Below are 12,226 nucleotides of genomic sequence, written 5' to 3'. Positions count from 1 at the left end.
GATGCGCGCCACGTCCTGTGCCGGCTCTCCCCGCCTCGGTGCCGAGGCCGGCGGAGTCGCGCTCTTGTTCGCCCTGTTCGCCGTCGCCGGGTGCGACTTCACGCCGGCGCTCGACATCGAGACGCCGCCGTACGAGGCGGGCCTCGTCGTCCGCTCGGTCCTCGTGGCCGACTCGGTCGCGCTCGTCCGCGTCGGCGAGAGCTGGGACCCGTACGAGGGCCGGGACCTCCGGAACTACCAGTACGGGAGCAGCCAGCAGGCCTCGGGCGACGCCGTCGTCACGCTGTTCCGCGACGGGCAGTTCGTCGAGCGGCTCGCGCTCCGGCCGGACTCGTGCGAGGCGTACGGCCTCCCGCCCGATCCGGAGACCGGGTTCGCCCCGACCTTCCCGTGCGGGCCGTACGCCGGGACGGTCCCCATCGAGGCCGGCGCGACGTACACGATCCGGGCCGAGGCCGAGGGCCTGCCGCCCGCCGAGGGCACCGTCACCGTCCCGCGCCGCCCGACGCTCGCGGTCGTCGAGGAGCCGACGGCGCCGAATGCCGACCGCCGCCTCCGCGTCACGATCGGAGACCCGGGCGGTCCAGGGGACCTCTACGGGCTCTCGCTTCTCCGGTCGACCGTGTCCACGCGGAGCACGACGTGCGTGAACGGCGTCTGCACCGACTCGACGTACGTGATTCGCCGAGACTCGCGTGCGCTCACGTCGTTCGACACGAGCGACCCGGTGGTGCTGGCCGCCGCGCGAGAAGTGGCCAACAGCGGCATCTCGATCGCCACGTTCCCCGACGAGACGTTCGACGGGCGGTCGAAGTCGTTCGTGATCACGCCGAGCAGCAACTACGCGCAGGAGGACACCGACGGCGCGCTGGTCGTCCAACTGGCGGCGCTCTCCGGCGACGTCTACGACATCTACCAGATCGTGTCCTTCAGCGGCGGCGGCGACAATCCGTTCGCCGAGCCGATCAACCTGCCGTCGAACGTCGAGGGCGGCTACGGGCTCGTCGGAGCCCTGGCGCTGGCCGAGGTGGCCCTCCCGCCCCGGGCGGCGGGCCGAGAGTGAGACGGAGTGCGTGACCCCGGGCACGAAACGGGCGGCCCATGCGTAGATGTCGCTCCCTTCTCCCCGGACGCCCCCGCCATGCCGACTTGCCCGCGCTGCGCCCTCTTCGCCATCGTCCTCGCGGTCGCCGTCTTCACCGGCTGCGACTCGAACAACCCCGGCCGTGACCTCGACCTCGTCGACGGGATCTACACGCTCGAAGAACTGACCTTCGACCCGACCACGCAGAGCCTCCCCACGGCCGACCTCGGCGCTAGCCTTAGCTCCGGCACGACGATCGAGATCTTCGGCGGCGACGGCGAGGCCCAGATGGTGGTCCGTTACGAGAGCGGCCGGCCGTCGAGCCGGATCGAGTTGGAGGTCGGCGCCACGCGCGGCCGGGCCTCGTTCGAGGCCGTGACGCAGGAGGACATCGACGACCTCGCCGACATCTTCCTCCCGCCCCAGTTCGTCCTCACCTACGACGACGAGGCCAACGTGCTCTCCAACTCGTTCACGCAGACGGGCGTGAACCTGGAGGCGTTCGACCCGGACGTCTACCGCGACCAGCGCAACAACCGCGGCACGCTGACGATCCAGTTCCGCCGCCTCTAGCGGGGCGACTCGCCCCGCCTCGGCGACTCTCCTGAGCGAAGCCGAAGGGCTGAGGCGGGCGGGGCTAGGCCTGCGCGGGCGGGTGGGGGAGCGTCACGGTGAACGTGGCGCCCTCGCCGGGCGTGCTCTCGACGGTGAGGTCGCCGCCCATGGCGCGCGTCAGCTCACGGCTGATCGAGAGGCCGAGCCCTACGCTCCCGTCACCCGACGCCTCCGCGTCCTGGACGAACGGGGCGAACACGGCCGTCAGCCGGTCGGGCGCGATCCCCGGCCCCGTGTCTCGGACGTGGACCGCGACGCGCTCCAGGGCCTCGCTCCACGTCACCGACACGCGCCCGCCGGCCCCCGTGAACTTGACGGCGTTGCCGACGAGGTTGACGAGGACCTGCAGCAGCCGGTCGCGGTCGGCCCAGGACGTGAGGGGCAGGGCGGGCGAGCGCTCCAGGTGGACCCCGGCCGCGTCGGCTTGGCCAGCGACGAGCGCCAGGGCCGCGTCGGCGACCTCGGCCACGTCGACGGGAGCGGGGCGGACGTCGACGCGGCCACTCTCGAGGCGGGAGAACTCGAGCACGTCCGACACCAGCCGGAGCACGTAGCGGCCGGCCGTCGCGATCCGCTCGAGCTCGCCCGTCTGGGCCTCGGTCACCGGCCCGAAGGCGCCGCGCGCCAGGAGGTCGGCCGAGAAGGTCATGGCCGAGAGCGGCGACCGGACGTCGTGCGACAGCATCGAGAGGTAGCGAGCACGTGACTGGCTGGCCGTCTCGGCCGCTCGCCGGGCCTCCAGGATCTCGTCCTCAAACCGGCTCCGCCGCTCGATCGGGACCACCACGATCTCCGAGACCGGCCCCTCGGCGCGCTCCCGCCGCACGGCGTTGAACAGGACCGGGAGGTCGGCCCCGTCGGCCGTCCGCATCGAGAGGTAGACCTCGTGGACCTCGCCGCGCAGGCGGAGCAGGGGGAAGACGTGGGTCTGGTAGTAGATCCGCGCCCCGCCTGCGAGCACGGAGCGGACCGTCCGGTCGCGGAGGGCGTCCGGCGCGTATCCCAGGGCGTCGGCCAGCGTCCGGTTGACGTCGAGGATGCGGCCGCCGTCGTCGGCCGTCAGGAGCCCGCACGGGATCGTGTCGATCAGGCCCTCCACGAGGTGCCAGGGCCCGTCGCGAGGTAGTCCTGGATGGCCGCCGTCGTCTCCTCGGGGTGGCTCAGGTGCGGGCAGTGGCCGCTCGCGCGGAGCTTGCGGAACGTGCTGTGGGGGAGGTGGTCCCGGAGGTACTGCCCGACGCTGTCCGGTGCGATGGCGTCGTTGCTGCACTGGAGGATGAGCGACGGGACCGTGACGCGGTCGAGGTCGTCCCGGTTGTCCGAGAGGAACGTAACGGCCGCGAAGTCGCGCGCGATGTCCGGGTCCGTCGCACAGAACCGTTCCTCGAGCTCCGCGGCGAGGGCGGGCCGATCGGGGTTCTTCATGATCACCGGGGCCATGGCCTGGGCCCACCCCCCGTAGTTCTTCTCCATCATGGAAAGGAGACCCTCGATATCGGCCCGCTCAAACCCGCCCTCGTAGGGCGGGTCGTTGATGTAGCAGGGCGACGGGCCGATGAGGACGAGGGAACGGAACTGGTCCGGGTCCTGGAGCGAAGCGAGGACGCCGATCATGGCGCTCACCGAGTGTCCCACGAACACGGCGTCGTCGAGGTCGAGCCCGCGGCAGAGGTCGAGCACGTCGTCGGCGTAGCCCTGGAGCGACGCGTACCGCTCGGCGTCGTAGGCCGACGTGTCGGAGTCGCCGGCCCCGATGAAGTCGAACAGGACGACGCGGTGGCCGGCCTCGAAGGCGGGGGCCACCTCCCGCCACATCGTCTGGTCGCACCCGAAGCCGTGCGCGAACACCACCGGGCGCCGGCCGCGCCCACTCTCCGTCACGTTGAACCGGGCGCGGACGTCGCTCATACGGGGGCGCAGCAGGTACGGATGACGTGGACGAGCGCTCTGAAGTCGCCTTTCTCGACGTAGGCGGCGGCGCCGGCGTCGAGGGCCTCCGCGCTCGCCTCGACGGCCGGCTTGGCCGAGACGACCACGCAGGCGACGTCGGGGCGCCGGTCGGCCAGCGCGCGCACGACGTCGGGCCCGCTCATCCCCGGGAGCCGCATGTCGACGAGGAGCACGTCGACGGCATCGGGTAGCGCCTCGATCGCTTCCTCTCCGGATGCCGCCGTCCCGCACACCTCGATCCCGTCCTCGAGCGAGAGGGCGTGGGCGAGGGTGTCGAGAAGCCAGCGGTGGTCATCGACCAGGAATACCCGGCGAGGGGTCTGATCAGGCATGGAGACAAGGTAGGCCAGGGAGCCGGCCCTGCCTACCTCGGCGCCGAGGCGGGCGGGGCTAGGCCTGCGCGGGGCCGCCGACCGGCCCGCCCATCCGCCCCTCGTCGCCCCGCGCGAGGTGGACGAGCCCGACGGGTTTCGTGAGCCCGCGCTGCACCCCCAGCGCCTCGTTGCCGCCCCACGGCCGGCCGCGCTCGAAGTCGGCGTCGCCGGCCTGCATCAGGTCGATGGCCCGCTGGCGGAGCCGGTCGCTCTGCGGCCGCTGGAACGTGTCGTCGAGGACGAGCCCGAGGATCGCCAGCGCCATCCCGTCAAACGGGACGCCGTGCGCCTGGCACAGCCCGTCGACCACGCCGACGAAGTAGCCCAGCCCGAACGGCGTGGTCCAGGCCTGCTCGGGCGCGAACGGCGCGCCCTCGGCGTCGGCCTGCTTCCGCTGGTTGCGGACGAGCCGGAGCGCGTCGTCGAGGACGCGTCGCTGGGGCTTCGAGAGGGGAGAGGAGGGCACGGGCACGGAGGGCAGAGAGACCGTCTACCCGAGCGCTTGGGGCCGGATTCGCCTGCCCCCATTCCTCATACGCCCCTCGCGAGGAGGGCAAGCCCGACGGGCCGTCGCTCTCACGAGAAGTCGTCGAGGCCCATCTCGCGGGAGGCCGCTTCGAGGCCGGGGTCCTGGGGCGTCGCGTGGTCGTGCGGGAGCGTCCCGCGCGGGCTCCGGAGGTAGACGAACGGCGTGTAGTGGAGGAAGTTGGAGACGCGGGCCGTGTAGACGTCGGCCGAGGCCTCGATCTGGCGGGCGAGGTGGCTCTTGTCGTTGCCGGCCCACATCAGCGGGCCCCAGCGCGGGTTGACGAGCCGGGCCGAGGCCGCCGCGAGGGGCGCGATCTCGGCGTCGAGCACGAGCAGCCGCTCGCGGACCTCCGTGATCCGCCCGCTGATCCAGTCGGGGTCGCGGCCGGACTGGGGGCCGTACCCCTCCGTGTTCCGCTGGCGCTCCAGGCGGAGGGCCGAGAAGTAGGCCTCGAGCCGTTCCTTCTCGCGCATGAGGGCCGTCAGCCGCTCCTGGTCCTCGCGCCATGCGTCCATCGCCTCGATCTCGTCCTCGAGCGGACGGAGCACGAGGGCCGTCCGCCAGCGGAGGACGCTCTTCGACGCCTTGACGTCGGCGAAGACGTGGTCGCCGACGTAGAGGATCTCGCTGCCGCGGAGGCCCAGGCTGGCCTCGACGAGCGCCGCGTTGCCGCCGACGTAGACGCGGCCCTCGTCGAGCATCCCGGCGTTGCTGCGGAGCACGGCCCGCCCCTCGTCGTCCTCGCCGACGACCTCGAAGGCCGGCGACTGCTGGTCGAAAAAGTCCGGCTTCCGCGCGCCGACGATGGCGAGGTCGAACAGGTCGCGCCACGTCATGTCGCCCGGGAGGTACGGGTCGAAGGCGTAGCGGAGGATCGGCGCGGCGTACTCCCACTCGGAGTTGGTGATGAGGATCACCTTCTTGCCCGACTCCTTCTGGTCGAGGAGCGTGAGCGGGATGTCCGGGTCGCGCTCGACGAACCGATCGGGGTCGGCGAGGATCTCGGCCTTGAGGAGCCCCTCGAGGTGGGCCGCGTCGAGCGACCGCCGGATGATCTGGTGGAGCTCGTCGTACCCGATGGCGTCGGGGAGCTCGCCAGCGTCGAGCTTGTCGACGAGCTGGAGGTAGATGCCGGCCTCCGAGATCGAGAACAGGGTGTTCATGAACCGCCAGCGGCGGTCGTGGAGGTCCACGAGCGTCCGGCGGTAGACCTCGCGCTGCTCGTCGTAGGGGAGCGGGCGCGTCCCGTGGAAGGCCCGCTTGACGTAGCCGAACCGATTGGCCTTGACCACGTTGCCCCGCTCGGTGTCGACGACGAGGCCCTGGACCACGAGGTCGGGGTCGAACACGAGGTCGTCGACGGGCCAGCCCTGCTTCGTGAGCCCGTTCTTGATGTACGCGTACGCCCGCTCCTCCCACAGGGCCACGTGGTAGTGGACGAGCGTGTAGTCCATGTCGTACCCGACGGCCTGGATCTTCCGGAGGTTGAGGGTCCGGTTGCAGAACAGGCCGCGGGGGTGGTCGAAGGCGTCGGGGACGCCGGGCACGCCGTGCGTGCCGGAGCCTACAGTGGCTTCCATGTCGTCAGGTCAGTGTTTCCCCCGAACGCGTCGGCCGCGCCCTTCCGTTCCCCGGGGCCGTCGGGGGCACCGCGTGTTCACGTTCCGGCACCACCGCCAGCCCTGCCCACCTCGGCGTCGAGGCGGAGGGCGCAGGCCGGAGTCGACCGCGAAGCGACGGCGCAGCCAAGGATCTCTGGTGCGACTCGGTCTCAAGCTGGTGGCGAGAGCGTTGATCGCAGGCTGTGCTCGCCAGAGATCCTTCGACTCGCTCCGCTCGTTCAGGATGACAGATTGTGGCAGGCGGCGTCCTCTGCCCGTGCCCCGTCCCTCCCCCCGCGAGCGCAGCGAGCCTACCCCACCAGGTCCAGCCACTCGTACACGATCCACCACAGTTCGATCTGGGGGACGAGCAGCCCGAACGCGGCGCCCGCCAACACCTGCCCTGGCGTGTGCGCCCCGACGCGGACGCGCGCCCACATCAAGAGCGGCACCAAGAGCACGAGCGGGCCGACGGTCGCCAGCGTGAGCGCGGCCTCGACGTCGGCCGGGAGCTCGCGCCAGACGGTGAGCGCCGTAAACAGGAGAACGCCCACGAAGCCCGCGAGGCTCGTCATGTGGATCGAGATCTTCCACCGCGTGTTGATCAGCAGCAGCACGGCCGTGTTGATCGGGAAGAGCGCCGCGAACGACACGATGAGCGGGAGCGCCGGCCCCTCGACCGTCCGCCACAAGAGGAGCGCGCCGATCGCGTACGACGCGATGCCCACGAGGAGCGGCATCAGCCGGCGCTCGCGGGTGCGGACCTCCAGGCTGTCGGCCCGGCCCGTCCGCACCATTCCGATGACGTAGAACAGCGGGATGAAGCAGAAGAAGACGGCCGAGACGCCGAGCGTCCAGGCCAGCTCCGGCAGCGTCGCCCCGAAGTGGGCGTCGATGAGCGTGAACGCGATGGGCGGCAGCGCGAGCGGGTTGAGGACGTACGAGACCGCGTTGGCCAGGCGGTAGCCGTGGGCCGCGCTGTCCAGCTCCGCCCGCCTCGGCGCCGAGGCGGAGGGGGCGGCGTCGCGGGCCCGCTCGCGGGCCGTCGGGGGGCCGACCGCCACGGGCTAGTAGGCGCGGGCGTAGACCACGAGCTGCTCCGAGGGCTGGCCGCTCACGGGGTCGGTCCCGGCCGCCGCCGTGTCGATGCCGGGGAACTGGCCGGGGAACGGGACGCAGCGGATCGTCGCCTTCGTCTCGTCCTTGACCTTCGCCTCGGTCTCGGCCGTCCCGTCCCAGTGCATCAGCACGAACCCGCCCTCCTCGACCTGCGCCTTGAACGCGTCGTAGGAGTCCGCGACCTGGGTGTGGTCGCGGCGGAAGGCGTAGGCCCGGTCGTAGAGCGCCTTCTGGATGTCGTGGAGCGCCTCGCGGATGGCCGGGACGATCTCGCGCGCCGAGACCGACTTCTTCTCGCCCGTGTCGCGCCGGGCCATCTCGGCCGTCCCGTTCTTGACGTCGCGCGGGCCGACGGCCAGCCGCACGGGCACGCCCTCGACCTCGTATTGCGCGAACTTCCAGCCCGGCCGGTACTGGTCGCGGTCGTCGAGGACGACGCGGTAGCCGGCGCGGGTGAGGCTGTCGCGCATCTCCTCGGCGGCGTCGAGGACGGCCTCGTTGTCGTCGTTCGTCCGCGTGATCGGGACGATGGCGACCTGGATGGGGGCCAGCTTCGGCGGGAGGATGACGCCCTGATCGTCGCCGTGCGTCATGATGAGCGCGCCGATGAGCCGCGTGCTCACGCCCCACGACGTGGCCCAGACGTACTCCTGCTCGTTGTCCTGGTTCTGGAACGTGCACTCGAAGGCCTTGGCGAAGTTCTGCCCCAGGAAGTGGCTCGTGCCGGCCTGGAGTGCCTTCCCGTCCTGCATCAGCGCCTCGATGCAGTACGTGTCGACGGCGCCCGGGAACCGCTCGCTCGCGGTCTTGACGCCCTTGATGACCGGCATCGCCATCCACTCCTCGGCGAACCGGGCGTAGACGTCGAGCATCGTCGTGGTCTCCTCGACGGCCTCGGCCTCGGTCGCGTGCGCCGTGTGGCCCTCCTGCCAGAGGAACTCGGCCGTGCGGAGGAACAGGCGCGTCCGCATCTCCCAGCGGACGACGTTGGCCCACTGGTTCAGCTTGAGCGGGAGGTCGCGCCAGCTCTGGATCCACCGGGCGTACGTGTCCCAGATGATCGTCTCCGACGTCGGCCGGACGATCAGCGGCTCCTCGAGCTCGGCCTCGGGGTCGACGATGAGGTCGCCGTCCTGCTCCTTCAGCCGGTAGTGCGTCACGACGGCGCACTCCTTGGCGAAGCCCTCGACGTGCGCGGCCTCGCGGGCGAGGAAGCTCTTCGGGATGAAGAGCGGGAAGTAGGCGTTCCGGTGGCCCGTCGCCTTGAACATGCCGTCGAGCCCGCGCTGCATGTTCTCCCACAGCTCGTAGCCGTTGGGCGGCAGGACCATCGAGCCGCGGACCGGCGAGGTCTCGGCGAGCTTGGCGGCCCGGACGACGTCCTGGTACCACTGGTTGTAGTCGCGGTCGCGGGGCGTGATCTTCTCGGCCATGGGGCAAACGGTCCGGGATCGGACGCGGGGGCGGGCGGGGCTACCTTGTGTGTGCGGACCGTGTGGGGATCGCCCGCCGCCGGGCGGCGTTACCTCGCCCGCGGAGGGCGCGGCTCCCTAGACACGGGCCGACGAATATACCCGGGCTCACGGGGTCGGTCGGCCCGACCGCTCCCTCTTCGCGCGGCTTCCGCACCGACGTCCCACCTGCCGCCATGCGCTCCACCCGACGCTTCGCTCCCTCCTCCTCCGCCCTGCTGGGGGTGGTCCTCGCCGTGGCCCTCGCCGGCTGCGCCTCGTCCCGGTCGTCCCAGCCCGAGGACGGCTGGCGCGGCGCCCGCGCGCCCGTGGCCCAGGCCGACACCGCCGGCCCCGCCCGCGTCGGCCTCGCGGCGACGATGGACATGCCCGACAACCCCTACGGCGACACAGCCGAGGTCGACGTGCCCGCCGCCGAGGACATCGCCTCCGGCGCCGTCCCGCTCGGCCAGACCTACGCCGACGGCGAGGTCGACCCGAACGCCATCACCGTCGGCCGCTACTACTACGACGACGAGGGCACGACCTACTACGAGGACGTCGCCGACGACCTCTCGGACGACGGCCAGGGCTACGACGACGACGTCTACTACGGCGGCTACTACGCCGACTACTACCGCTACGCGGACCCGGCCTACTACCCGTCGCCCTACACCTACTACCGCCCGTACCGGACGTACCGCCCGTACGTCCACTACGGGTGGTACCCGACGTGGCGCTACCGCCGCGCGTGGTACCGTCCGTACTACGCGGGCTACGGCTACTACGACCCGTACTACGCCGGCTACATCGACCCCTGGTACGGCTACGGCTACGTCGACCCGTGGGGCTACGGCCCGGGCGTCCACGTCTCGGTCGGATTCGGCTGGGGATGGGGCGGCTACGGGAGCTACGGCCACGGCTACAGCGACGGGTTCTACGACGGCAGCTACTACGCCGGGGCCGGCTACTACGGCCCGGGCTACTACGGCCGGCCGCGCCATCGCCGGTACTACGACGACTACCGAAACAACCGGGGCGACGACGACGGCCGCCGGAGCCGGATCCAGGGCCTCCCGGGGACCAACTCGTCGCCCATCGCGGAGTCCGCGCCCGACCCCTCGCGCCAGCCGGCGCGGCAGGGGCTCGCCCCGGCCCGTCTGCCCCGGCCGTCGGTCGACCGAGGCGGGATCACCCGATCGACGGGCACGCGGACGGCGCCCGAGCGTCGGCCCGACCGCGTCGGCGACCAGCCGGTCCGCCAGCCGCGCGCGGGCGGCATGACGTCGCCCGGCCGCACCGGCACCACCGTCTCGCCGCCCCGCTCGACGACGAGCCAGCCGGCTCCGACCCGGACCACGCGTCCGGCGCCCACCCGGACCGAGCGCCCCGCGCCGACCCGCACGGAGCGCCCGTCGCCGCCGCGACAGGCCGAGCCGGTCCGCTCGCCGGAGCCCGTCCGCCGCGCGGAGCCGCGCCGGGACGATCCGCCGCCGCGCGCCGAACCCGTGCGTCGTCCGGAGCCCGTCCGCCAGGCGGAGCCGCGCCGGGACACGCGCCCGGCCCCCGCGCCGCAGCGGGACACGCGCCCCGCGCCCCCGCCGCGACGAGAGACGCGTTCCGCCCCCGCCCCTCGCCGAGAGTCCCGGCCCGCGCCGCGTCCTCGTCGGGATTCTCAGCCCGCGCCTCCGCCGCGTCGTGAGAGCCGCTCCGCTCCGCGCCAGGCTCCCCGCACGCAGTCGCGCCCAGCCCCGCGTCGGGAGGCCCGCCCCGCGCGGAGCCGCTCGGGCGGCAGCCGGTCGTCCGGCCGGCGCTCGTCGCGCCGCGGCGGCAACGAGTAGCTGACCTTCCCCGCCTCGCGACCGAGGCGGACGGACTACGCGGCCCTCGCCTCGCTGGCGGGGGCCGCGGTCGTGTGGAGGGCCACCGGCCGCCACGCGGGCCGGCGTCGGGGCCAGCGGATGACGACCTCGCCGAGCAGCGCTGACGCCACGAGCGTCGCGACCGTTACGCCCACGGCCCGCCCGACCGTCGCGAACGCCCAGATCTGAAACACGAGCAGGCCGATCGCCGCGGGGATTGACACGAAGAGGGGGATGAACCGCGAGGCCGCGTCGAACTTGTCGCCGGGGCGCGAGAACGGCGGCGTCCCGTAGGTCAGGGACGTGACGCGCGCGCCGAACACCGCGACGGCGAACCAGAACGCCGCGTGGACCACGCCGTCGGCCGCCGGCATCATGAGCGTGAGGAGCACGGCGATCCCGACGTGGAGCGGGAACAGGACGCGCCACGCGAGTGCCTTCTGCGCCCCCACCTGCACCACACGCGGGCGGGCGTCCGGCAGCGTCCCGAACACCCACGACGCCTCCGCGTGATCCGACATCTGGAGGGTCTGGACGAGCGTCTGGACGCAGAACAGGAGGACGACGAGGACCGAGAGGTGGAACTGCGTGCCGGGATCCTGGAGCACCGCGAGGGCGCCCGCGGCGATCCCGTACTGCCCGACCCCGACCAGGCTGTGGAGCCCGTCGTTGAACCATCCGAACGCGACGAAGCCGGCCGGGAGGAGGGCCGCCGGCCACAGCCGACCCCGCACGAGCCGGTCGTCGGCGAAGGCGGCCGTGGCGAACCCGTACGCCGCGCGGACCGCGCCCCGACGCACGGCCCACCGCTCCGGCGCCGTCATCTGGCGGCCGATCCGCGAGCGCTTCCCCTGGGTCCGGAGGCCGTCGGCGAGGCGACGGAGGACGCGGAAGTAGCGCGTCGGGAAGACGGCGGTGAACACGACCGCGAACGCCACGAGCGACCCGACGAGGACCGCCAGGCCCCACGTCGGGCGGCCGTCGAGCGCGTCGGCGAGCCACGCGCCCGGCCACCACGGCGCCGCCAGGGCCTCGTCCGAGGCGCCGACGAGCTGGAACCCGAGCACGAGCGCCGCGATGAGCGCCGTCCGCGCGACCGACAGCGCCATTCGCAAGGCCGTCACCGGGAGTGACAGCGTGAGGCCCCACAGGACCGCGAGGATCAGGAGCGCCGTCCACGCCGTCGCCCCCACGATTCCGAGGCCGACGAGGAGGCCGAGCATGGGCCCGTGGGATAACCCGGTCCCCACCGTCACGGGCGTCGCGATGCCGACGGCCATGAGCGCCACGTAGACGCCGACGCCGGCCAGCCGCGCCGCGTAGTGCTGCCGCTCCGTGGCCGGCAGCGTCGCCAGCCACGCGTTGTCGCGCGGCCGGCTCATCAACTCGTCGTACGACCCCACCACGCCGAATGCCGCCAGCACGATCGCGAAGCTCCCCCCGACGAACATGGCCGACGCGGCCGGCGCGTCGCCGAGCGAGAGGGCCAGGACGAGGCCCGAGAATCCGTAGGCGATCACGGTCGTCGCCAGCCGGCCGGTGGCCCGCTTCCCCGACCGCGCGTGGCGGAGGTCGGCCCGGAGCTGGGCGGTGGCGAGGGTTCGGACCGGGCTCATGGGGCGGAGTATCGGCAGAGGCGCC

Annotated in this window: 11 protein-coding genes; 3 read left to right on the top strand and 8 right to left on the bottom strand. The window is 72.6% G+C overall.

Going from position 1 to position 12,226, the window contains the following annotated elements:
- Position 1 precedes the first annotated feature (1 nt).
- Together BSZ37_RS01680 and BSZ37_RS01675 are read left to right on the top strand one after the other, a co-directional pair.
- On the top strand, positions 2–1,063 hold the full coding sequence (locus tag BSZ37_RS01680) for a DUF4249 domain-containing protein (RefSeq protein ID WP_179299421.1): 1,062 nt from the start codon (positions 2–4) through the stop codon (positions 1,061–1,063).
- Positions 1,064–1,141: 78 nt separating this feature from the next.
- Complete coding sequence (locus BSZ37_RS01675) at positions 1,142–1,657, top strand: hypothetical protein (RefSeq protein WP_095508875.1); 516 nt, start codon at positions 1,142–1,144, stop codon at positions 1,655–1,657.
- Positions 1,658–1,721: 64 nt separating this feature from the next.
- Here the strand turns inward: BSZ37_RS01675 and BSZ37_RS01670 are convergent, their stop codons facing one another.
- The 7 genes from BSZ37_RS01670 to proS form a co-directional block, all read right to left on the bottom strand.
- Complete coding sequence (locus tag BSZ37_RS01670) at positions 1,722–2,798, bottom strand: sensor histidine kinase (protein ID WP_179299420.1); 1,077 nt, start codon at positions 2,796–2,798, stop codon at positions 1,722–1,724.
- A complete protein-coding gene (locus BSZ37_RS01665) occupies positions 2,786–3,607 on the bottom strand; it encodes an alpha/beta fold hydrolase (protein WP_095508873.1) in 822 nt (273 codons plus the stop codon). Before BSZ37_RS01665 ends, BSZ37_RS01670 begins: the two co-directional genes overlap by 13 nt.
- Positions 3,604–3,981 carry a response regulator transcription factor gene (locus tag BSZ37_RS01660; protein ID WP_095508872.1) on the bottom strand — a complete coding sequence of 126 codons (378 nt, stop codon included), beginning with the start codon at positions 3,979–3,981 and terminating at the stop codon, positions 3,604–3,606. The genes BSZ37_RS01665 and BSZ37_RS01660 overlap by 4 nt, the downstream gene beginning before the upstream one ends.
- Before the next feature lie 58 nt (positions 3,982–4,039).
- The gene (locus tag BSZ37_RS01655; RefSeq protein WP_095508871.1) at positions 4,040–4,489 is read right to left on the bottom strand and encodes a hypothetical protein; all 450 of its coding nucleotides are present in this window, start codon (positions 4,487–4,489) and stop codon (positions 4,040–4,042) included.
- Positions 4,490–4,599: 110 nt separating this feature from the next.
- The gene (locus tag BSZ37_RS01650) at positions 4,600–6,132 is read right to left on the bottom strand and encodes an HAD-IG family 5'-nucleotidase (protein WP_095508870.1); all 1,533 of its coding nucleotides are present in this window, start codon (positions 6,130–6,132) and stop codon (positions 4,600–4,602) included.
- Between the two features lie 332 nt (positions 6,133–6,464).
- Complete coding sequence (locus tag BSZ37_RS01645) at positions 6,465–7,217, bottom strand: hypothetical protein (protein ID WP_095508869.1); 753 nt, start codon at positions 7,215–7,217, stop codon at positions 6,465–6,467.
- 3 nt (positions 7,218–7,220) lie between these two features.
- Complete coding sequence (gene proS / locus BSZ37_RS01640) at positions 7,221–8,705, bottom strand: proline--tRNA ligase (protein ID WP_095508868.1); 1,485 nt, start codon at positions 8,703–8,705, stop codon at positions 7,221–7,223.
- A 215-nt stretch (positions 8,706–8,920) separates the two neighbouring features.
- Between proS and BSZ37_RS01635 the strand changes: the two genes are divergently transcribed.
- Entirely contained in the window at positions 8,921–10,564 is a 1,644-nt protein-coding gene (locus BSZ37_RS01635; protein WP_143537525.1) for a hypothetical protein, read from the top strand.
- Between the two features lie 35 nt (positions 10,565–10,599).
- Here the strand turns inward: BSZ37_RS01635 and BSZ37_RS01630 are convergent, their stop codons facing one another.
- The gene (locus BSZ37_RS01630; protein WP_095508866.1) at positions 10,600–12,201 is read right to left on the bottom strand and encodes a hypothetical protein; all 1,602 of its coding nucleotides are present in this window, start codon (positions 12,199–12,201) and stop codon (positions 10,600–10,602) included.
- Between the last annotated feature and the right edge of the window lie 25 nt (positions 12,202–12,226).

Source organism: Rubrivirga marina (genome assembly GCF_002283365.1).
Classification (GTDB): Bacteria; Bacteroidota; Rhodothermia; order Rhodothermales; family Rubricoccaceae; genus Rubrivirga; species Rubrivirga marina.
The sequence above is the reverse complement of the archived record's forward strand: the minus strand, read 5'-3'. Positions and strand labels throughout refer to the sequence as shown.